Raw genomic sequence first — 21,488 nt, forward strand, 5'->3', positions numbered from 1 at the left:
TCGCTGAGTACGCCGGGTCGCAGCATGAGTCGGGGCAGGTCGAAGGACTGCGAGCAGCGCGATGGATCGGATCACCACGTGCGGCGAGTCGGGTCAGAGCGTGCGACGACCCTCGAAGGCGCGGCCCAGGGTCACTTCGTCGGCGTATTCCAAGTCGCCGCCGACAGGCAGACCGGATGCCAAACGCGTCACACGGATCTCGAGGGTGTGCATGAGCCGGCTGAGGTAGGTCGCGGTCGCCTCGCCCTCGAGGTTCGGATTCGTCGCGAGGATGACCTCTTGCACGGTGCCGTCGGCGAGGCGCTGCATGAGTTGGGTCACGCGAAGGTCGTCGGGACCGATGCCCGCGATGGGGCTGATGGCTCCGCCGAGCACGTGATACAGGCCGCGGAACTCGCGCGTGCGCTCGATCGCCGAGACGTCCTTGGCGTCCTCGACCACGCAGATGAGGGTGGCGTTACGACGCGGATCACGGCAGATCGAGCAGCGGTCCTGCTCGGAGACGTTGCCGCAGATCTCGCAGAACTTCACCTTGTCGCGGATCTCGCCGAGCAGCGTCGACAGACGCGACACGTCGAACGATGGCGACTGCAGGATGTGGAACGCGATGCGCTGAGCGGATTTCGGACCGATGCCCGGAAGGCGCCCGAATTCGTCGATCAGGTCTTGGACGATGCCGTCGTACATCAGGTGAACCTCGTCGGGGGCTCGTAGGGTTCATCGCGCACGTAGTTCGCGCCGAGCATCTGGCGCACCACGGCTTCGCCGTAGCGCTGGACTCCCCCGCTGAGCGGCGCCATACGCGGAACGACGACCGGCGGCAGCGGGACCTCGGACTCGTCGACCGGCGGGATCACGTCATCGTCGTCGGCCTCGTCGGGCGCGGGCACCGAGGGGGTGACCTCGCGCGGCGGGAGGACGACACCCTCGTGCACCCCGGAGGGGGCGACCGCGATCGCTTCGTCGGGTTCGTCGTCGACCGCGAGCGCCGTCGACGGAGCCGCTGCGGCGCGCGTCGTGGCCGGAGCAGAACCATCGGATGCCGGAATGGGAGCGACGGCCCACTCGGTCACCGAAGACGAGTATGGAGCCGAACTCTGCGGAGAGCGCGGCGCGGGGGCGGGAGGGCCGGACGCCGGACCGCTCGCGGGGCCGGAAGGACCACGCGACGCGCCCCCGGGACCGGAACCTCCGGGGCCGTCCCCCTCCAGGCGGGCGAGGTACTTGACCCGGACGCCGAGGACCGCCTGGATGGCGTGGCGCAGGTCTTCGCTCGGGCCGCCCTCGGGGGTGCGTGTCTTGAAGGCGGTGAGATCGCTGCCCGTGCGGAACGCCAGGGTGAGGACGTCGCCCTCGAAGGCGGCGACGGCCGCCGTCGAGACGACGAGCCACGACGAGCGACTCGCGACCTCGAGCTGACCGAGAACCTCGGGCCACGCGTCGCGGACGTGCCCGAGCTCGATCGGACCGACCGGAGTGGCCGGCGGTGTGGGCGCAATCGGGTCGAGCGGTGACGCGTCTTCGGTGTCGTCGGACGGCGCGTTCGAGATCGGCGCCGGGACGGGTCGCTGTTCGATCGGCTCCGACGCGGACGACACGGCAGCATCGCGGGGCGGGGTCGATTCCCGGGGCGGGGTCGCTTCGCGGGGTGGGGTCGCTTCGCGGGGTGGGGTCGCTTCCCGGGGCGGGGTCGCTTCCCGGGGCGCGGTCGATTCCCGGGGCGCGGTCGCTTCCCGGGGCGGGGTCGCTTCGCGGGGCGGGGTCGCTTCCCGGGGCGGGGTCGCCGCCGTCCGGTCGGTCGGCGCCGGGTCGCTCTCGGGCTCGAGAGACGCGGTCTGCGGGGTGGGAGCCGTATCGAACGGATGAGCATCGTCCGTCGTTTCGGCACGGCCCGCACCTGCCGACGCGGCGAGGAGGGAAGGTGCTTCCGCGGTCGCGCGAGTGTCGCCCTGCGAGCGGGGGTCGGCGAGCGCCGTCGCCTCAGCCGCGCCGCGGTCGGTGCGCGCAGGCGACACGGGCGGAGAGGGCTCGTCGTCGTCGTCGAAGGGAGGCGGAGCGTCGTCGTCGGTGAACGGCGGCGGGACGTCGTCGTCGCTCGGCGCGGAAGAGGTCGACTCGGTGTCGGTGGGCCGCGCCGGAGCGGCCTCGGAGCCGTGCGGCGAGGTTGCGGCGGACGATGCGGAACCGGGTGAGGCGACACCGGACGACGCCACCGCCGGAGAACTCGTGGGAGAAGAACCCGGCCCGGGCGAGGCGATCGCGCCGGGAGATGCCACGGTCGGCGCGGCGACGCCGGGCGCGGCGACCGACGGCGCAGCGACCGTCGGCGCAGCCGCGGGCGAAGCCCCGGAAGGAGACCCGGAGGGTGAGGGACCCGCGGGAGCGACGCCCGCCGGAGACACGGTTGCGGGGGCGGCAACCCGCGACCCGCCCGGGCTCGCGACCGCCGGCGTCGTTCCAGGGGCGGCGATGTCCGCCGCGGGAGATGCCGGGCGTCCCGTCGCCGGAACCGGTGCAGGAGCGCCCGGGCCGCCGCGCGCCGCATCGAGATCGTGCGCCATCGCGGGTGACGTGCCCTGGGCGATACCGGCGTGGGTGAGCACGCGGGCGACGAGGAGTTCGAGCTGCAGGCGCGGGGACGTGGCCCCGGTCATCTCGTCGAGAGCCGCGACCACCAGGTCGGCCGTGCGCGACAGCCGCGCAGCGCCGAATGCCGTCGCCTGACGCGACATTCGATCGAACTCGTCGTCGGGGATGCCCCGCAGGATCGCTGAAGCACCGGCACCGGTCGCCGCCACGACGATGAGGTCGCGAAGCCGCTCGAGCAGGTCGTCGACGAAGCGGCGCGGGTCTTGACCGGTCTGCACGACGCGATCGACGGCGGCGAAGGCTCCCCCGCCGTCGTTCGCGGCGAAGGCGTCGACGACCTCGTCGAGCAGCTCGGAGTGGGTGTACCCGAGCAGCGCGACCGCGCGCTCGTACCGCACGAGGACGTGCCCCTCGGCATCGGCGTCGGAGCCGGCGATGAGCTGGTCGAGCAGCGAGAGCGTGTCGCGGGGCGAGCCACCCCCGGCGCGAACGACGAGCGGCAGGACGCCGGCCTCGACACCCACGCCCTCGCTCTCGCAGAGCTCTTGAACGTACTCGAGCATCGCCGCGGGCGGAACGAGTCGGAAGGGGTAGTGGTGCGTGCGCGAGCGGATCGTGCCGAGCACCTTCTCGGGCTCGGTGGTCGCGAAGATGAACTTCACGTGCGCGGGAGGCTCTTCGACGAGCTTGAGCAGGGCGTTGAAGCCCTGCTGGGTCACCATGTGCGCCTCGTCGAGGATGAAGATCTTGAAGCGGTCACGGGCGGGGGCGAAGATCGCGCGCTCGCGCAGGTCACGGGCGTCGTCGACACCGTTGTGGCTCGCCGCGTCGATCTCGACCACGTCGAGCGATCCGCCGCCGCCGCGACCGAGTTCGACACAGCTGTCGCACGTGCCGCACGGGGTGTCGGTGGGGCCGGCCGCGCAGTTGAGGCAGCGCGCGAGAATACGGGCTGACGTGGTCTTTCCGCAGCCGCGCGGACCCGAGAACAGATACGCGTGACCGACGCGGTCGCTGCGCAGGGCGGTCATGAGCGGCTCGGTCACCTGCGACTGCCCGATCATCTCGCCGAACGCCTCGGGGCGGTATCGGCGGTACAGGGCTGTCGTCACCCCACCAGCCTACGGCGTCCCTCCGACATCGCCTCCGCCGTCCTCGTCATCGACACCTCGCGCGCGCGGATCGACCCCCGCGACCCCGACGATGGACCGCCGAACCACGGGGAGCGGAGGAGTATTCGGCTACGGAGGACTCGACCGGCTCGCGGCATCCTCCCCTCCCCGTTTCTCCTCCCGTGCGCCGAGAAGAGCGGTACGGGAAGACGGACCTCCCGTCGCCCGCCGGGCGAGGACACCGCGCCACGAGCCCCGGCACCCTCACCAACCCCGGTATCCCCCGGCACGCCCCGGGCATCCGCCCGACGCGCGGTATCCACCCGACGCGCGATATCCACCCGGAAACGCCGAACGCGACGACACCCCGGAGTATGCCGCCGCGTTCGAAAGGATCAGAAACCGCCGTCGAGCCCGACCGCGATCGGCCCGTCGTCGTCGCTCACGATCGGGATCGCCGTCGTGACGATCGGCACCGACGCCGACAGCAGCGTTCCGTCCTCGCGTACCGACCCCTCGAGCTGGCGGATCGACGGCCGCCCCGGTCGTACCGGGCCCTGCCCGTGCAGCGCGACGCGCACGATCTCGCCGGGAGCCACGGTGTAATCCACCCCGCGCACGGCGAAGGTGACGGGCGCGCCCTCTCCTCCGGCGCGCAGTGTCAGCGCGGTCTCGGTGAGCGTGACGTCGAGGCGCGTGCCGTGCCAGTGCAGCACGTACGACAGTTCGGGCCAGTCCGCGGGCAGGCGCGGGTCGAAGGTGAGCAGACCGAAGTGATCGCGCATGCCTCCGAAGCCGCTGACGAGCGCGGTCCACACCCCGCCGGCCGACGCCACGTGCACACCGTCCGAGGCGTTGTGGTGCAGGTCGCCGAGATCCACGAACGCGGCCTGACGGAAGTACTCGAGAGCCAGGTCCTGGTAGCCCACCTCGGCCGCCAGGATCGACTGCACGACCGCCGACAGCGTCGAGTCGCCCGTGGTCAGCGGGTCGTAGTACTCGAAGTCCGCGAGCTTCTCGGCATCCGTGAAGTGATTCCCCTGCAGGAACAGGGCGAGCACCACATCGGCCTGCTTGAGCACCTGGTAGCGGTAGATCACCAGCGGGTGGAAGTGCAGCAGCAGTGGACGCTGGTCGGGCGGGGTGTTCTCGAGGTCCCAGATCTCGCGCTCGAGGAAGACGGCGTCCTGGGGATGGATGCCGAGGGCCTCGCTGAACGGGATGTGCATGGCCTCGGCCGCCTTGTCCCAGCGCTCGGGCTCGGAGGGATCGAGGTTCATGCGGTCGGCCATCTGGGCGTAGGCCTCGGGGTTGTTCTCGGCGAGATCCCGGACGGTCCGCGCCGCGAAGCGCAGGTTGAAGCGCGCCATGACGTTGGTGAAGAGGTTGTCGTTGACGACGGTGGTGTACTCGTCGGGTCCGGTCACGCCGTGGATGTGGAAGGAGTCGTGCTCGCCCTCATCGACCGCGTCGCTCGAGCGCCAGAACCCCAGCGTCGACCACAGGCGGGCGGTGTCGACGGCGATGTCGACGCCCTCGCGGGCGAGGAACTCCTCGTCCCCGGTCGCGCGGACGTATTTGGCCAGCGCGAAGGCGACGTCGGCATTGATGTGGTACTGAGCGGTGCCGGCGGCATAGTACGCCGATGCCTCTTCGCCGTTGATCGTGCGCCAGGGGAACAGGGCTCCCGCCTCGTTGAGCTGGTGCGCGCGCTTTCGGGCCGCGGGGAGCATGAGGTAGCGCATGCGCAGGGCGTTCCGGGCCCAGAGCGGCGAGGTGTACGCGAGGAACGGGAGGACGTAGACCTCGGTGTCCCAGAAGTAATGGCCGCTGTATCCGGAACCCGTGACGCCCTTGGCGGGAACCCCCTGGCCATCGGCCCGGGCCGCGGCCTGCGCCAGCTGGAACAGACACCAGCGCGTGGCCTGCTGCAGGTCGCCGTGGCCCCCGATACGCACGTCGGAGCGGTCCCAGAAGTCGGCGTACCAGGCGATCTGCTTCTCGACGAGCCCGTCGATCCCCGTCTCGACGGCGCGGTCGATCGTGCGGCGGCAGCGGTCGAGGAGCTCGCCCGTGGGGACACCTCGCGAGGTGTGATAGCTCACGAGCTTGGTGATGGTCGTGGGCACGCCGGCCTTCGCGTGCACGCGGTAGACGTTCTTGGCGATGTCGGGCTCGATGAGCTGACGCGAGGTGTACTCGTTCTCGGTCTCGACGAGGTGATCGGCGATGACGGCGAGCGTCATGTTCGATTCGCTGACCTCGTAGCTCAGCGCCGAGCGGTTGCCGTCCTGCCAGTACTCGCGCGGCTGCAGCACCCGGTCGCTGAGTCTCTCGGTCTTGCGCGGGTCGAAACCGGACTGCTTGGATGCCATGGGCGAGCCGCCGTAGATCCCCTCGCCGTCCTGGCGGTTCAGCAGCTGGTTGCTCACGGTGACGGGGGCGTCGGCATCGAGCACCGTCACGGTGAGACGGAGGACGGCGAGGTGCTTCTCGTCGAACGAGACGAAGCGCTCGTCCTCGATGCGGACGCGTTTGCCCGAGGGCGTGACCCACAGGAGATGGCGACGGAGGATCCCCTGGCGCATGTCGAGCACGCGCTCGTACTCGCGTACGTCGGCGACGTCGAGCGAAAGGGGCTCGTCGTCGACGTAGACGCGCATGACCTTGGCATCCGGGGCGTTGATGATCGTCTGGCCGACCTCGGCGAAGCCGTAGGCCTGCTCGGCGTGCCGGATGGGGAACGTCTCGTGGAAGCCGTTGATGAACGTGCCCTGCTCGAGCGCGAAGCGGCCCTCGATGGAGTTGCCGCGCAGGCCCAGGTAGCCGTTGCCGACGGCGAACAGGGTCTCGGTGACCCCCACGTCGTCGAGCGAGAACTCGGTCTCGACGAGGCGCCATTCGTCGACGGGGAAGCGATCGCGATCGATCATCGGGGCGTGCCTTCCGGTGGCAGGTTCGGGTCGGCGCGGGGCGGCCTCGGGCCGTTCGCGCGGGTGGTGCTCGGTCTCGCCCGTGGGGCGGGCGACGACGGGTGTCGCGGATGGCGACGGCTCAGTCTACGAACGCGGCGAGGTCGTCGACGACCACGGTGGCCCCGGCGGCGCGGAGCTGGTCGGCGCCGACCCCGCGGTCGACGCCCACGACGACGCCATAGCCTGCGGCGACGGCGGAGCGCACGCCGCTCAGCGCGTCTTCGACGGCCACGGATCGCGCGGGGTCGACACCCAGCAGACGTGCGGCCTCGGCGAACACGTCGGGAGCGGGCTTGGACGAGAGGTGGTCGCGCTCGGCGATCACGCCGTCCATCACGACGGGGAAGCGCTCGCGGATGCCGGCGGCGTCGAGGACCTCGACGGCGTTCTTCGAACTGGAGACCACCGCGATGGGGGTCCCCGCGGCCTGCAACACGTCGAGGAGGGCGACCGAGCCGGGGTAGGGCGCGATGCCCTCGCTGCGGAGGATCCGCGAGAACACCTCGTTCTTGCGGTTGCCGACGCCGCAGACGGTGTCTTCGGACGGATCGTCGGAGGGTTCCCCCCACGGGACCTCGACGTCGCGGCTGCGCAGCAGGCTCGCCACCCCGTCGTAGCGCTTCTTGCCGTCGACGTACTCGAAGTAATCGCGATCGGTGTAGGCGGGCTCGATCTTCCATGCCGCGAACAGCTCGTCGAACATCGTCTTCCACGCCCGCATGTGCACCTCGGCGGTGGGGGTGAGCACCCCGTCGAGGTCGAAGAGGACCCCCTGGAAACCGGTGAGGTCGGGCAGGTCGGGGCTGTCGGTCACGGCTGGCTCCAGATCGGGGTGCGGTGGCGCGAACGCCCGGAGCGCCGCCCTTCCAGCGTAGTGGCGAGGGCGGGCGGAAGGCCTCAGCGGACTGTCGCCGACAGGGCGCGTCCGCCGATCCATACGGAGGACGGATGCCAGTCGGCATCCCACTGCACGAGATCCGCGAGCGATCCCTCGGCGAGGTGGCCGATGTCGGTGCGTCCGAGGGAGCGCGCGGCGTTCTCGGTGCACGCCGACAGCACGGCGGCGGGGTCCAGTCCCGCGGCGATCATGCGACGGACGCCCTCGTCGAGGACGATGCCCGCACCGGCGATCGTGCCATCGCGGCGGCGGCCGAGTCCCCTCGCGTCGTTGGCCACGGGTTGTCCGCCGAAGTCGCACCACCGGTCGGCGCCGAGTCCCGCCGTGACGATGGCATCGGTGACCGCCACCGTGCGACGACCGGCCGAGGCGAGCACGAGCGAGACGATGCTCGGATCGAGGTGCTGGCCGTCGACGATGGTGCCGACGAAGAACCGATCGTCGGACAGCACCGCGCCGGGAACGCCCGGCTCGCGCGGCTTGAGGGGTCGCTGGGCGTTGAAGACGTGCGTGGTCATGGTCGCGCCCGCGTCTGCGGCGGCGTGCACCTGCGCGGCGGTGGCGTCGCTGTGGCCGACCGCCACGACATAGCCCTCTCCGCTCAAGCGGCGGACCGCGTCGAGCGCGCCGGGGAGCTCGGGCGCGAGCGTGATTGTGCGCAGGGCGTCTCGGGCGGCGGGGCGCGCCAGCAGGGTGTCGAGATGCGCGGGCTCGGGTGCGAGCATGCACGCGGCGCGATGGGCACCCTTGCGGGCGGGAGAGAGGAAGGGCCCCTCGAGATGGGCCCCGAGGATGCGCGCGACCGGCTCACCGGCGAACTCCGTGCGCGCGCGACCGACGCGTTCGAGAGCGCCGATCATGTCGGGCAGGGGCGCCGTGATGACGGTCGGCTCGACAACTGTGACGCCGCGGGCCGCGAGACCGGCGAGAAGACTCCGCCAGCCCGCGTCGTCGGCCGCTGCCACATCGACGCCGAACGAGCCGTTGACCTGGAGATCCAGCATCCCCGCCGTGAGGACGCCGTCGACGATGTCGTGATCGACGTCCTCGCCCCCCGTCGCCGGACGGATGCGGGCGATCCGCCCCGCGGCGACATCGACGACGATCGGCCCCACGAACGATCCGCCCACGAGGGCGCGGGCGGCACGCAGGCGCATCACAGCCCCTGCCCCGCCGGCTTGCCGGCGTAGGTCGTGCGGTAGTACTCGGCGAAGGCGAGCTGGCTCGCGGCGTCGTCGTCCACCACCACCGTGGCGTGCGGGTGCAGCTGCAGCACCGAGGCGGGCCACCGCGACGACAGCGGCCCCTCCACGGCTTCGCGCACGGCCTGCGCCTTGCCCCGCCCGAAGCCCAGCATGATCGCGTGACGGCTGTCGAGGATGGTCGCGAGACCCTGCGTCAGGCAGTGGGTGGGCACCTGATCGATGTCGCCGTCGAAGAAGCGGGCGTTGTCCTGACGTGTGCGGGGCGTCAGAGTCTTCAGACGCGTCCGACTGGCCAGGCTCGACATGGGCATGTTGAAGGCGAGGTGCCCGTCGGAGCCGATGCCGAGGATCTGCAGATCGATTCCGCCTGCCGCGCGGATCCGCTGCTCGTACGCGGGACCGGCGTCGAGCGGCGCGACGTCGAGATCGCCCGGGCCGACGATCGCGTCGGCGGCGAAGTCGACGTGCTGCTCCAGCTCGCCGCGGATGAACTCGCGGTAGCGCTCCGGATGTCCGGCCGCAAGACCGACGTACTCGTCGAGCAGGAACGCCCGCGCTCGAGCGAAGCTCAGCCCCTCCTCGCGATGGCGGCGGATGAGCTCGCGGTACAGGGGCAGGGGCGTCGATCCCGTGGCGAGACCGAGCACCGCCGAAGGGGTGTCGCGCAGGAGCACCGAGTAGGCATCGGCGGCCACGCGAGCGGCCTCCTCGGGGGTGGAGACGACGACGACCTCCATCACAGCCCCTCTCTCGCTCGGGCGCCGAGGAATCGGCATCCGCTCTGCATCACAGCACCTCGAGGATGTCGTTCTTGAGCATCTCGGCGCGAGGGCCGAAGACGGCCTGCACATTGTCGCCGACCTCGAGCACGCCCGCGGCGCCGAGCTGTTTCAAGCGTGCGTGGTCGCCCAGCCCGCGATCGGCCACCTCCATGCGCAAGCGGGTGATGCAGGCGTCGACGTGCACGAGGTTCTCGCGCCCGCCGAAGGCCGCGATGAGCTGCTCGGCCGTGGAGCCTTCGGCGACGGCGGTCGTCGTGGTCGCGGCGGTGGCCTGTGCGCTCGGCGACGTCCCCTCCGCGGGGGCGGCCGTCTCGGCGACCACCGCGGGAGCGTCATCGGTCGGCGCGGAGAGATCCTCGCGGCCCGGGGTCCGCAGGTTCCATCTCTTGATCACCAGGCGGAACAGCAGGTAGTACACGCCGAAGTAGACGACGCCCATGATCACGAGCAGCCAGACGTTGTTCGCCGCGGGGGCGGTTCCGTACAGGAGCAGATCGAACAGGCCGGCCGAGAACGAGAAGCCGAGGTGGATGTCGAGGAGATAGGCGACGGCGAGTGAGATGCCCGTGAGCACGGCGTGCACGACGTACAGCGGGAACGCGGCGAACATGAACGCGAACTCGAGCGGTTCGGTCACCCCGGTCAGGAAGGCGGTGAGCCCCGCGGCACCGAGGATGCCGATCGCGGCCTTGCGCTGAGCGGGGTTGGCGAGGTGGATCATTGCCAGCGCCGCGGCCGGCAGGCCGAACATCAGCACCGGGTAGAACCCCGAAGTCAGGGCGCCCGCGGTGGGGTCGCCGGCGGCGAACCGGGTGAGCTCGCCCGTCACGACGCTGCCGTCGCCCTTCGTGTACGAGCCCTGCAGGAACCACACGTACGAGTTGAGGATGTGGTGCAGGCCCAGAGGGATCAGCATGCGGTTGGTGAAGCCGTACACGAAAGCGCCGATCGCCCCGGTGCCGCCGATGAAGGCGCCGAGGCCCGTGAGGCCCGTGTCGAAGATCGGGTAGAAGTAGCTGAGCCCGAAGCCGACGACGAGGCTGACGAGCGAGACGACGATCGGCACGAAGCGACGTCCCCCGAAGAAGCCCAGGTAGGACGGCAGTTGGATCGTGTGGTAGCGGTCGAACAGCCAGGCGGTGAGCAGTCCGATCACGATGCCGCCGAACACGCTGTAGTTGATCTGTACCTGCTCGCCCGCCGCGGTCGTCTGCCCGGCGAGCACGACCGGCGACATGGCCTTGAAGACGTTGGCGAGAACGAGGTAGCCGACGACCGCCGAGAGTGCGGTCGAGCCGTCGGCCTTCTTCGCGAAACCGATCGCCACGCCGACGGCGAACAGCAGCGCGAGGTTGTCGAAGAGCGCGCCGCCGGCGGCGCTCATCGCCTGGAAGAAGGGTCCGATGACCGGCAGGTCGATCTGGCCCAGAAGGTCGGGCTGACCGAGACGGAGCAGGATGCCGGCCGCCGGCAGAACGGCGATGGGCAGCATCAGGCTCTTGCCGAGCCGCTGCATGTGGGCGAAGCCCGGGATGCCGCGACGGCGAGTGGCGGGGGTGGGAGCGCTCATGGGGTCTCTCTCGACGGTGACGGAGCGGATCAGATGGACAGGAGCGGGGCGCCGGGAAGGATCGCGGCCCCCTCGGAGGGAAGGACGGCGATCTCGTCGGCGGAGCGTTCGAGGACCACGACGGGGACGATGCTCGATAGGCCCGCGGCCCGGATCGCGGGCACGTCGAAGGCGATGACGGGGGCGCCGGCCTCGACGCGGTCCCCCTTCGCCGCGAAGGCGGTGAACCCCTCCCCCTTCAGCTGGACGGTGTCGAGTCCGAGGTGTACGAGCACGGCGAGACCGTCGTCGGCGACGACGACGAAGGCGTGCGGGAAGACCTGCAGGAGGGTGCCGGCGAGGGGGGCGACCGCGTCGACGACCTCGGCGGGCGGGTCGATCGCCACGCCGGGGCCCATGGCTCCCTGCGCGAACAGCCGATCGGGGACCGCCGACAGGGGCAGAACGGTCCCCACGAGCGGGGACAGGATGTCGGGCACGGGCACTCCTCGGTGAGACGGCGGGTCAGCGGTACGCACCACCCGAGACGCCTAGGCTGGAAGGGAACGACCTTCCGCCGCACGATCCGCCCACTGGCTCGGACTGGTACGTACCAGTGAAGCTAATGGCCTGGGGCGACCGTGTCAACATCGAAAGCCGACGCCGCCATGCCCCGTCTCCGCGATGCCGACAGCCCGCCCGCCGCAATCACCCCCGGGCCGGTCCCCAAGCACGCGCAGGTGCGCGCGATCCTCCTCGCCGACATCGGCAGCACCTGGCCCGCTCACGCGGCGATCCCCTCGGAACGAGAACTCTCGACGCGACTGGCGGTGAGCCGTGCGACCGTACGTGAGGCACTGCGCCAGCTGATCGAGGAGCAGAAGCTCTACACCGTCCAGGGAAAGGGCACCTTCGTCGCGGGTGGGCGCGTGCAGTCGCAGTTGCACCTCGCCTCGTTCACAGAGGACATGCGCCGCCGGGGGATGGTCGCCACCACCCTGGTGCGCCGCGCCGAGCGCGCGACGCCGCCCCTCGACGTTCGCGCCGCCCTCGGCCTCGACGAGGGCGAGCAGGCCTGGTCGATCGAGCGGCTCCGCCTGGCCAACGGCATCCCGATGGCCCTCGAGCTCGGCTGGTACTCGCCGCGCGTGGCCGCGGACCTCGGCGAGCGTGACCTCAGCACCTCGCTCTACGGGGTGCTGGCCGAGCGGTACGGGGTGCGCATCGACGCCGCCGAGCAGACGGTGTGGGCCGAGACCGTCGACGACGGTGTGGCGACGGCCCTCGACGTCTCAGCCGGGTCGCCCGTGCTCGTGTTCCGCCGCACCTCGCGTGCCAGCGGCACCCCGGTCGAGCACGTCACGTCGTGGTACCGCGGCGACCGCTACCAGGTGCACATGGCCCTGGCCGGCACCTGATCACGGCGGCGTCAGGCCGTGACCGACAGCGTCTGCCGAGCGATCTCGAGCTCTTCGTCGGTGGGGACGACCAGCACCTCGACACGCGACGAGTCGGCGGAGATGCGCCGGATGCCGCGCTCGCGCGAGGCGTTGCGATCGGGATCGATCTCGACGCCCGCGAAGCCGAGGGTCGCCATGGCCTCCTCGCGGACGCGGATCGAATTCTCCCCCACCCCCGCGGTGAACGAGATGACGTCGACACCGTCGAGCTGCGCCAGATAGGCACCCGCGTAGGCGCGCAGACGGTGGATGTAGACGTCGAAGGCCAGCTGAGCGGCCGGGTCGCCGGCATCCCTCCGCTCCCCGATGTCGCGCATGTCGGACACCCCGGCCAGGCCCAGCAGACCCGAGCGCTTGTTGAGCAGCGTGTCGAGGTCGGCGATGGACAGGTCGGCACGGCGGGCGAGCTGCAGCAGTACCGCGGGGTCGAGGTCACCCGAGCGCGTGCCCATGACCAGCCCCTCGAGAGGCGTGAGTCCCATCGACGTGTCGATCGAGCGCCCCCCTTCGATCGCGGCGGCCGAGGCGCCGTTGCCGAGGTGGAAGACGATCTGCTTGAGCTCGCCGAGCGGGCGGCCGACGAAGGCGGCCGCGGCCTCGCTGACGAACTTGTGGCTCGTGCCGTGGAAGCCGTAACGACGGATGCGGTGGGCCTCGGCGATCTCGCGGTCGATCGCGTAGGTGTACGCCTCGGGAGCGAGGGACTGATGGAACGCGGTATCGAAGACGGCGACGTGCGGGACGCCGGGGAAGGCCTTCTTGGCCGCGATGATACCGGCGAGGTTCGCCGGGTTGTGCAGGGGAGCCAGCACCGAGAGCTCGTCGATGTTGATCTCGACGAGAGGCGTCACGACGGTGGGGGCGAAGAAGCGCGCTCCGCCGTGCACGACGCGATGGCCGACGGCCACGGGCGGGTACTCGTCGAGAGAGGGTCCGTGCGCGGCGAAGGCGTCGAGCATGACGGCGAACCCGGCCGTGTGGTCGGGGATCTCCCGCTCGATGGTGGTGGTGACGTCGGTCACCGTGGGGGCGGGCTCGCCCTCGACGCCGAACGACGCTGCCCTCACCGTGTGTTTCGCGACGCCAACGCCGTCACCGATGCGCTCGACCAGGCCCGAGGCGAGGACCTCTTCGCGGCCCATGTCGAGCAACTGGTACTTGAACGACGACGAACCGCTGTTGACGACGAGGACGACGCTCACGAGGTGCCCCCCTGGGCCTGGATCGCGGTGATGGCGATGGTGTTGACGATGTCGTCGACGAGAGCGCCGCGCGACAGGTCGTTGATCGGTTTGTTGAGCCCCTGCAGCACGGGGCCGATCGCGACGGCACCGGCCGAGCGCTGCACGGCCTTGTACGTGTTGTTGCCGGTGTTCAGGTCGGGGAAGACGAACACCGTCGCGCGTCCCGCGACCTCGGAGTCGGGCATCTTGGCCCGCGCCACGGCCGCGTCGGCGGCGGCGTCGTACTGGATGGGTCCCTCCACCAGCAGCTCAGGCGCCCGCTCGCGCACGAGGGCGGTCGCGGTGCGCACCTTCTCGACGTCGGCGCCCGTACCGGACTCCCCCGTCGAATACGACAGCATCGCCACACGCGGCGCGATGCCGAACTGCTCGGCGGTCGCGGCCGACGACACAGCGATGTCGGCGAGCTGCTCGCTGGTGGGGTCGGGGATGACGGCGCAGTCGCCGTAGACGAGGACGCGGTCGGCGAGAGCCATGAGGAACACGCTCGAGACGACCGAGACGCCGGGGGCGGTCTTGATGATCTCGAACGCGGGACGGATGGTGTGGGCCGTGGTGTGCGCGGCACCCGAGACCATCCCGTCGGCCAGCCCCAGGTGCACCATGAGCGTGCCGAAGTACGACACGTCGGTCACGGTGTCGGCGGCCTGCGCGTAGGTGACGCCCTTGTGGGCGCGGAGCCGGGCGTACTCGGTGGCGAACTTGTCGACGTGCACGGCGTCGAAGGGGCTCAGCACCTCGGCGTCGCGGATGTCGATGCCGAGCTCGATCGCACGCCCGCGCACCTCGATCGGCTCGCCGAGGATCGTGAGATCGGCGATGCCGCGCGAGAGCACGGTGGCGGCGGCGCGCAGCACGCGGTCGTCGCTGCCCTCGGGCAGCACGATACGGCGACGGTCACTGCGGGCGCGGTCGACGAGGCCGTACTCGAACATGAGCGGGGTGACCACGCTCGGGCGCGCGACGCCCAGCTCGCGCGTGAGCAGCTCGGTGTCGATGTGGCGCTCGAACATCGCCAGCGCCGTGTCGTAGCGGTGCTGCGAGTCGGCGGCGAGGCGGCCCCGGGTGTTCATGATGCGCACGGCCGTGTCATAGGTGCCGAGGTCGGTCGCGATGATCGGCAGGGGCGAGCCGAGCCCGTCGATCAGGCGCACGATCGCATCGGGCAGTTCGAACCCGCCGTTGAGCACGATGCCCGCGAGCGAGGGGAAGGTTCCCGAGGCGTTGGCGAGGAGGGCGGCGAGAAGCACCTCGCTGCGGTCGGCCGGGATGACCACGACCGCCGACTCCTTCAGACGCGGAAGCACGTTGACCATCGACATACCGGCCACGACGACGTCGAGGACCTCGCGCGTGAGCAGCGCGGGGTCGCCCTTGATCAGCTCTCCCTCGACCGAACGGAGCACGCCGCGCACCGAGGGGGCGATGAGGAAACGGTCTTCGGGCAGGGCCCAGACGGGAACGCTCCGGTGCTCGGCGGGGGCACCCACGGGAACGGTGTCGACCACCTGGCGGACGGATGCCACGATCTCGTCGAGGTGGTCGGGATCGGCGCGGTTCGCGATCACCGCGAAGAGCGCTGCGCGCTCGTGCTGGAGCTCGGCCACCGCGAGCGAGGCGATCTGGCCGACCTCTTGCGGGGTGCGGGCGACCGACATGCCGAGCGTCTCACTGTGGCCCTGCTGCGCGCGGCCTCCGAGCACGAGGAGCACGGGGGCACCGAGGTTGGCGGCGATCCGGGCGTTGTACGCCAGCTCGGCGGGGCTTCCGACGTCGGTGTAGTCGCTGCCGATGATGACGACGGCGTCGCACTGCGCCTCGACGGCCTTGTAGCGCTCGACGATCCGCGCCAGGGCGGCATCGGCGTCGTCGCGGACGTCGTCGTAGGTGACGCCGACGCAGTCGTCGTAGTCGAGGTCGACGCTGTCGTGGTCGAGCAGCATCTCGAGCACATAGTCGCGTTCCGCGGTGGAGCGCGCGATGGGGCGGAACACGCCGACGCGCGGAGTGACGCGGCTGAGCGCGTCGAGGACGCCGAGGGCCACCGAGGACTTGCCCGAATGACCTTCGGCCGACGTGATGTAGATGCTCTGCGTCACGCGTCCAGCCTATTGCGGGCCTCCGACACCGTTCCGGGGTTGCTTCGGTGTCGAGTGATCAGGTCGACGAGGAGATCAGGCGTGCTCCCGCCGCCCCCAGGTCCCGTGCGAGCACGGTCTCGGGCCCGAGGTCGGCGATGATCCCGGTCACCCCGTCGAGCGGCAGGATGCCGAAGCGCGAGGCCGCGCCGAGCTTCTCCTCGCTCGCGAGGGCGAACGTCTCGGCCGCGCGGGCGGCGAGCGCTCTCTTCATCGCCGCCTCCTCGGCATCCCCCGTCGAAAGGCCCGTTTCGGGATGCACGCCCGTCACCCCCAGGAAGAAGAGGTCGGCGCGGAGGTTCTGCGCCGCCTCCATCGCCGCGGCCCCGCATGCCACGGCGGAGTGCTTGAAGATGCGCCCGCCCAGGACGATGACCTCCGCGTCGTGGTGCAGCAGCGCGGCGGCGATCGTCGGAGAGTGCGTGATGACGGTCCCGGAGAACGACCGCGGGAGCGCGTCGACCATCGCGAGAGTCGTGGTGCCGCCGTCCAGCAGCACGGTGGCGCCCGGCTCGATCAGGCCCACCGCCATTGCGGCGACCCGCGCCTTGCTCGAGCGAGCGACCTCGACGCGCGCGGAGTAGTCGACGACGGCCGGCGATGCCGGAAGGGCGCCGCCGTAGACGCGGACCGCGAGGCCCGCGGCATCCAGTTCTCGAAGATCTCGGCGGATGCTGTCCTCGGAGAGTCCCAGCTCGACGGCGATGTCTTTCACGACGAGACGCCCGTCGCGGCGCAGCCGGTCGAGCAGGGCGTCTTTACGGGCGGCGGCGAGCATGGTTCACATTGTTGCATGTTTCTGCATTATCGTTCCGAATCATGAACGATGCACGCCCCGGCACCACCGTGCCCGACCACCGTGGCCGCACCGGCCTGCACCTCACCGGTCGCGACCTCGAACGCAACCCGCGAGTAGAGGTCACCGATGTCGACCTCCTCGCGGCCGGCTGGCACGTGCTGCGGGCGACGACGTTCCGCTACCGCGGCGACGACGGCGAGTGGACGACGCTCACGCGCGAGACCTACGACCGCGGCAACGGCGCGACGATCCTGCTCTACGACGCTGCACGGCGGACCGTGCTGCTGACCCGGCAGTTCCGCTACCCGGTCTACGTCAACGACCACCCCGACGGCATGCTGATCGAGACCGCCGCGGGACTGCTCGACGACGACGATCCCGTCACCGCGATCCGACGCGAGGCCGAAGAAGAGACCGGCGTGCGGGTCGCCGAGGTGGAACACGTCTTCGACGCGTTCATGAGCCCGGGCTCGGTGACCGAGAGGCTGCACTTCTTCGCCGCGGCGTACGACGGGGCCGAGCGGGAGGGCGACCGCGGTGGTCTCGCCGAAGAGGATGAAGAGATCGAGATCCTCGAGTACGACATCGACGTCGCCCTCTCGAAGATCCGGGACGGATCGATCCAGGATGCCAAGACCATCATGCTGCTGCAGTGGGCGGTGCTCGACGGGCCCTTTGCCCGCCGGTGACCTGCCGGCGGCCTCGTCAGGGCAAAGAAAAGACCCTCCGCGCACCCGATAGAGCCTGGTTACCCTTGCTACGTTTCCGTCCTGGGGGAGTTGGCCGGGATACCGCCACGCGGAGAGCCGTGTACAGCCTACCCGATGCGCGTCACACCATCAGCGGGGCGAGGGCGTCGGCCGCCGGGCGGAGGACCGACAGGACAGCGTCGGGATCGTCCACCCGGTGCCTCGGCCCGGAGAACGCCACGGCACCCGCCGCGAGACCGCTCGCGTCGACGATCGGCACCGCGAGACAGCCGGACGCCGCGATCACCTCTCCGCTCTGGCGTGTCGCACCCCACCGCGCGAAGTCGTCCCGAGCCCGATCGAGTTCCGGCGTCCCCCGCTCGCCCTGAGACACCAGCATGAGCCGGCCGAGCGCGGAGCGGGCGGGTTCGCGCGCGAGACGCGCCTCGTCGGACAGGGGGAAGTCGGGATCGGCATCGACCACGGCGATCCGCCCGTCGACGAAGAGCGCCACGTGCACTCCCCCGCGCACGCTCCGACGCGCCTCGGCGAGCACCGCTCGGGCAGCCGACGACAGGCGTGCCGGCGGAGCGATCACCGCGGCCAGCTGCGCGACCTTCGCGCCCAGGGCGAACCCCGCCAGGTCCGGCGTACGGACGAGGTATTCGTCCTCGACGAGGAGGTTGACGAGACGGTACGTCGTCGCGCGCGGCAGGCCGAGCTCAGCCGACAGACGCTGGGCGCTCACCCCGGCACCGAGCTGAGCCACGGCCTCGAGGACCGCGAGTGCGGAGTGCACGGCGCCGGGCTGTCGCGCTCCGAGCGCCGGCTGCTCACGCATCGCCGGGATGCCGCGTTGACACCACTCCCCCGAGCACCTGCGCCGCGACCGGCTCGTCGTACACCCCCAGCGCCCTCGGCCCGTGGCGCCGGCGGAGGACGGCGATGACCGCGGTGGACACGACGGCGAGCACCCCGACGACCGCGACGACCGCTCCTCCCTCGACCGCGTCGTCGACGAAGAACAACACGAGGGCCGCAGCGAGGGCCAGCGCCGAGACCCCGGCGACCACCGTGACGCCGATCGTGGATTCCCCGATGCGGCGGAGGAAGACGGGCGCGGCCACGCAGACGAGGATGTAGGCGACGATGTATCCCGCAGCGCCCACCCCGATGGTGACGTGCATCGCGTCGCGGGTGTCGATCCCCGCGACGATGACGAGCACCGGCACGGCCATGATGATCGGCAGCGCCCATCCGACGGCCGCGGCGGGGGTGCCGAAGCGCCGATGCGCCCGACCGACCGCGGTCGGAAGCACCCCGTCACGGCTCAGCGCGAACAGCACCCGGACGAGCGCGGTGGTCGTGCCGATCGTGCAGGCGAGGAACGACGCCGCGATGCCGAGATCGGCGACGACCCCCCACCCGCCGAGGCCGTATGCCTCGGCGAGCTCGTTGACCGGCGAAGCGCTCGTCGAGAGGTCGGACCCGAGGGCGTCGAACCCGGCCACCTGGGTCACCGCCGCCAGGGCGTAGAGCAGACCGGACAGCACGACGGTGCCGGTGATCGCGCGCGGGACGTTGCGCAGCGGCGACACCGACTCGACGCCGAGGGTGGCGGCGGACTCGAACCCGACGAACGCCGTCAGGGCGATCACCGCCCCCGCCGCGAACGCGGTCGGATCGAGGTGCGCCACACCGACTCCCGCGACGGCGGCGAGGTCGATCGGCCCGATCTTCACCAGGAGCACGATCAGGAGGACCACGATCAGCGCGACCGACAGTGTCTCGACGACGAGTGCCGCGCGAGCGGAGATGCGGATACCGCGGACGAGCACGAACGCGACGAGGACGCCCTGCCCCACGACGAACAGGGCGGTGACCAGCGCCCGATCGATCGACGGCCAGAGCCCCGCCGTGAGATAGGTGGCGTAGTACGCACCGCCGAGCAGCGCGAACATCGCGACAGCGCCGTACCCCGTGAGGATCGCGACGCCCGCCGCGAGACCCGCCCGCGTGCCGAGACCGCGAGCGGTGTAGGTGTACACGGCGCCTGTGGCGGCGAAGCGGCGGGCGAACTGCGAGACCGTCCGGGCCACCCCGAGGCTCAGGATCGCCGCGGCCACGATGGCGGCGACCGTCGCGTGAGGGGCGACCCCCGCCACCAGCAGGACGACCGTCGTCGCCGCCGCTGCCGGGGCGACCGCCGCGATGGACTGGGCGGCGAGGTCGATGATGCCGATCCGACGTCGCTCGAGCCCGTGCAGCGGCGAACGGTCGCCGAAACCGGCGACGGGGTCGGGGCGCTCGATGGCGCGGGCAAGTGCGTTCACAGGGTCTCCGATGGGTGCTGTCGACCGTACGCGCCGGGCGTTGCACCCCCGCGAACCGCGTGTTTCGTGCGCGTGACCCCGAGTGAGACACCCCTCGAGCGCCGTCTCACTCGGCGAGGCCACACCTTCACGACGAGAACACGGCCCGGCAACGGCGCCGGAGGAACCTCGACTCACGACCGCGTACCCCACCCGAATCCCGGAGGAATCGAAATGACCCAACTCGAGTCGAAGGGAGCGGCGACGTCGGCGAAGCGGACGTTGCGGGGCTCCCTCGGTGTCACGGCCATCGTCTTCATGGTGGTCGCCGCTGCGTCGCCGCTGACCGTCGTCGGCGGCGCGGGGCCTCTCGGCATCCTGATCGGCAACGGTGTCGGCTACCCGGCGCTGTACGCCGTCAGCGCGGTGATCCTGCTCCTGTTCGCCGTGGGGCTCTCGGCCATGACGCGGCACGTCCCCCGCCCGGGCGCCTTCTTCACCTACATCGGCTACGGGCTGGGACGCCCCTCCGGACTGGCGGCGGCGTGGACCGCGATCCTGACCTACACGACCATCCAGGTCGCGGTGTACGGCTACGTCGGGTACCTCCTCGAGATCACGGTCGTCTCGCTGGGCGGGCCGGATCTTCCGTGGTGGCTGTACGCACTGGCCACCGTCGCGCTGGTCGGTGTGCTGGGCTACCGCCACATCGACCTCTCCAGCAAGGTGCTGGGCGTCCTGCTCATCGCGGAGGTGGCGATCGTGCTCGTCCTCGTCGGCGCGGTGGTCCTCGACGGGGGTCCCGAGGGACTGAGCCTCGCCCCCTTCGAGCCGGCGAACATCGCCAGCGGCTCGCCCGGGGTGGGCCTCATGTTCGCGATCGCCGCGTTCATCGGGTTCGAGGCCACCGCGATCTTCCGGGACGAGGCGCGCGACCCCGACCGCACGATCCCGCGGGCGACGTACGGTGCCGTCATCGGCATCGGCGTCTTCTACACGCTGTCGACGTGGGGGCTCGTGATGGCCTGGGGCCCGAACGGCGTGCTCGCCGCCGCCGCCGAGAACCCCGCGACGCTGATGCTCCGTACCGTCGCGATCTACCTCGGCGCGGTCGGCGAGGTCATCGTCAACGTCCTCCTGCTGACGTCGATGTTCGCGTGCGTGCTGTCGTTCCACAACGTGCTGACGCGCTACCAGCACGCGATGTCGAGCGCCGGCGTGCTCCCCGAGTCGGTGTCAGGCGTGCACGCGCGGCACCTCTCCCCGCACGTGTCGTCGATCGTGCAGACCGCGACCGCCGGTGTCCTCCTCGCGGCCTTCGCCCTGCTCGGACTCGATCCGCTCCTGCAGGTCTTCACCTGGCTCTCGGGCGTCGCCACCGTCGCCATCGTCGTCTTGATGGCGGTGACCTCCGTCGCGGTGATCGTGTACTTCACCCGGAACCGCCAGGACCGGCGCCCGTGGAACACGGTGATCGCGCCGGCGCTGGGTTTCGTCGGTCTCGCGGTCTCGGCCGTGGTGATCGTCGCCTACTTCCCCGTGATGGTCGGAGACGTCGACGCCGACGGGGCGCCCACGTTCGGTGTCGTGACGTGGGCCTTGCTCGCGCTCGTGATCATCGTGCCCGCTTTCGGTTACCTGCAGGCGGCCTGGATCCGCCGCCGCCGCCCCGCCGCCTACGCCAAGCTCACCGACGCCATCGCCGGTTGACCCCGGGTGCCGCGGCCTCACCGCCG

The 21,488-nt window shown here is 71.0% G+C and carries 16 protein-coding genes and 1 other RNA gene; 3 read left to right on the top strand and 14 right to left on the bottom strand.

Annotated elements, in window-relative coordinates; translation table 11 throughout:
* Nucleotides 1-93: 93 nt before the first annotated feature.
* The 8 genes from recR to NE358_RS12285 form a co-directional block, all read right to left on the bottom strand.
* Complete coding sequence (gene recR / locus NE358_RS12250) at nt 94-687, bottom strand: recombination mediator RecR (protein ID WP_103206090.1); 594 nt, start codon at nt 685-687, stop codon at nt 94-96.
* Nucleotides 687-3,701, bottom strand: coding sequence for a DNA polymerase III subunit gamma and tau (locus NE358_RS12255; protein WP_289938902.1), 3,015 nt, complete (start codon nt 3,699-3,701; stop codon nt 687-689). The genes recR and NE358_RS12255 overlap by 1 nt, the downstream gene beginning before the upstream one ends.
* Nucleotides 3,702-4,096: 395 nt before the next feature.
* Nucleotides 4,097-6,634 carry a glycoside hydrolase family 65 protein gene (locus tag NE358_RS12260; protein ID WP_103206088.1) on the bottom strand — a complete coding sequence of 846 codons (2,538 nt, stop codon included), beginning with the start codon at nt 6,632-6,634 and terminating at the stop codon, nt 4,097-4,099.
* A gap of 121 nt (nt 6,635-6,755) precedes the next feature.
* Nucleotides 6,756-7,490 (bottom strand): HAD family hydrolase, encoded by a 735-nt coding sequence (locus NE358_RS12265; RefSeq protein ID WP_116239143.1) that lies wholly within the window; start codon nt 7,488-7,490, stop codon nt 6,756-6,758.
* Nucleotides 7,491-7,573: 83 nt separating this feature from the next.
* On the bottom strand, nt 7,574-8,731 hold the full coding sequence (locus NE358_RS12270; protein ID WP_289938906.1) for an N-acetylglucosamine-6-phosphate deacetylase: 1,158 nt from the start codon (nt 8,729-8,731) through the stop codon (nt 7,574-7,576).
* Nucleotides 8,731-9,516 carry a glucosamine-6-phosphate deaminase gene (nagB, locus tag NE358_RS12275; protein WP_103206086.1) on the bottom strand — a complete coding sequence of 262 codons (786 nt, stop codon included), beginning with the start codon at nt 9,514-9,516 and terminating at the stop codon, nt 8,731-8,733. The genes NE358_RS12270 and nagB overlap by 1 nt, the downstream gene beginning before the upstream one ends.
* Before the next feature lie 49 nt (nt 9,517-9,565).
* Complete coding sequence (locus tag NE358_RS12280; protein ID WP_289938910.1) at nt 9,566-11,131, bottom strand: PTS transporter subunit EIIC; 1,566 nt, start codon at nt 11,129-11,131, stop codon at nt 9,566-9,568.
* A gap of 29 nt (nt 11,132-11,160) precedes the next feature.
* Nucleotides 11,161-11,610 carry a PTS sugar transporter subunit IIA gene (locus NE358_RS12285; RefSeq protein ID WP_103206084.1) on the bottom strand — a complete coding sequence of 150 codons (450 nt, stop codon included), beginning with the start codon at nt 11,608-11,610 and terminating at the stop codon, nt 11,161-11,163.
* A 168-nt stretch (nt 11,611-11,778) separates the two neighbouring features.
* On the opposite strand from NE358_RS12285, the gene NE358_RS12290 reads away from it, so the two are divergent.
* The gene (locus NE358_RS12290) at nt 11,779-12,528 is read left to right on the top strand and encodes a GntR family transcriptional regulator (protein WP_103206083.1); all 750 of its coding nucleotides are present in this window, start codon (nt 11,779-11,781) and stop codon (nt 12,526-12,528) included.
* Nucleotides 12,529-12,539: 11 nt separating this feature from the next.
* On the opposite strand, the gene NE358_RS12295 is transcribed toward NE358_RS12290, so the two are convergent.
* From NE358_RS12295 to NE358_RS12305, 3 genes are read right to left on the bottom strand one after another with little or no spacing between them, the layout of a single operon-like run.
* Nucleotides 12,540-13,772 (bottom strand): acetate/propionate family kinase, encoded by a 1,233-nt coding sequence (locus NE358_RS12295; protein ID WP_289938915.1) that lies wholly within the window; start codon nt 13,770-13,772, stop codon nt 12,540-12,542.
* Nucleotides 13,769-15,913, bottom strand: a complete 2,145-nt coding sequence (pta, locus tag NE358_RS12300) for a phosphate acetyltransferase (protein WP_103206081.1) — start codon at nt 15,911-15,913, stop codon at nt 13,769-13,771. Before pta ends, NE358_RS12295 begins: the two co-directional genes overlap by 4 nt.
* 58 nt (nt 15,914-15,971) lie before the next feature.
* Nucleotides 15,972-16,730, bottom strand: a complete 759-nt coding sequence (locus tag NE358_RS12305) for a DeoR/GlpR family DNA-binding transcription regulator (RefSeq protein ID WP_289938918.1) — start codon at nt 16,728-16,730, stop codon at nt 15,972-15,974.
* Between the two features lie 41 nt (nt 16,731-16,771).
* Here NE358_RS12305 and NE358_RS12310 point away from each other — a divergent pair, with 41 nt between their 5' ends.
* Nucleotides 16,772-17,440: an NUDIX domain-containing protein gene (locus NE358_RS12310; protein WP_289938921.1), complete on the top strand. Its 669-nt coding sequence runs from the start codon at nt 16,772-16,774 to the stop codon at nt 17,438-17,440.
* 25 nt (nt 17,441-17,465) lie between these two features.
* Here NE358_RS12310 and ffs read toward each other — a convergent pair.
* From ffs to NE358_RS12325, 3 genes are all read right to left on the bottom strand, one after another.
* Nucleotides 17,466-17,562, bottom strand: an RNA gene (ffs, locus tag NE358_RS12315) — signal recognition particle sRNA small type.
* 20 nt (nt 17,563-17,582) lie between these two features.
* Nucleotides 17,583-18,239 (bottom strand): helix-turn-helix domain-containing protein, encoded by a 657-nt coding sequence (locus tag NE358_RS12320; RefSeq protein ID WP_289938922.1) that lies wholly within the window; start codon nt 18,237-18,239, stop codon nt 17,583-17,585.
* 34 nt (nt 18,240-18,273) lie between these two features.
* A complete protein-coding gene (locus NE358_RS12325; RefSeq protein WP_289938924.1) occupies nt 18,274-19,773 on the bottom strand; it encodes an APC family permease in 1,500 nt (499 codons plus the stop codon).
* Nucleotides 19,774-19,986: 213 nt separating this feature from the next.
* On the opposite strand from NE358_RS12325, the gene NE358_RS12330 reads away from it, so the two are divergent.
* Nucleotides 19,987-21,462: an APC family permease gene (locus NE358_RS12330; RefSeq protein WP_289938927.1), complete on the top strand. Its 1,476-nt coding sequence runs from the start codon at nt 19,987-19,989 to the stop codon at nt 21,460-21,462.
* The last annotated feature ends 26 nt before the right edge of the window (nt 21,463-21,488 follow it).

Source organism: Sphingomonas sp. G5 (genome assembly GCF_052660795.1).

Bases quoted from the DNA above. Each gene is read 5' to 3' on its own strand.
- recR (WP_103206090.1), bottom strand. From the start codon at position 687: ATGTACGACGGCATCGTCCAAGACCTGATCGACGAATTCGGGCGCCTT.
- NE358_RS12260 (WP_103206088.1), bottom strand. From the start codon at position 6,634: ATGATCGATCGCGATCGCTTCCCCGTCGACGAATGGCGCCTCGTCGAG.
- NE358_RS12270 (WP_289938906.1), bottom strand. From the start codon at position 8,731: ATGCGCCTGCGTGCCGCCCGCGCCCTCGTGGGCGGATCGTTCGTGGGG.
- nagB (WP_103206086.1), bottom strand. From the start codon at position 9,516: ATGGAGGTCGTCGTCGTCTCCACCCCCGAGGAGGCCGCTCGCGTGGCC.
- NE358_RS12280 (WP_289938910.1), bottom strand. From the start codon at position 11,131: ATGAGCGCTCCCACCCCCGCCACTCGCCGTCGCGGCATCCCGGGCTTC.
- NE358_RS12290 (WP_103206083.1), top strand. From the start codon at position 11,779: ATGCCCCGTCTCCGCGATGCCGACAGCCCGCCCGCCGCAATCACCCCC.
- NE358_RS12305 (WP_289938918.1), bottom strand. From the start codon at position 16,730: ATGCTCGCCGCCGCCCGTAAAGACGCCCTGCTCGACCGGCTGCGCCGC.
- NE358_RS12310 (WP_289938921.1), top strand. From the start codon at position 16,772: ATGAACGATGCACGCCCCGGCACCACCGTGCCCGACCACCGTGGCCGC.
- NE358_RS12330 (WP_289938927.1), top strand. From the start codon at position 19,987: ATGACCCAACTCGAGTCGAAGGGAGCGGCGACGTCGGCGAAGCGGACG.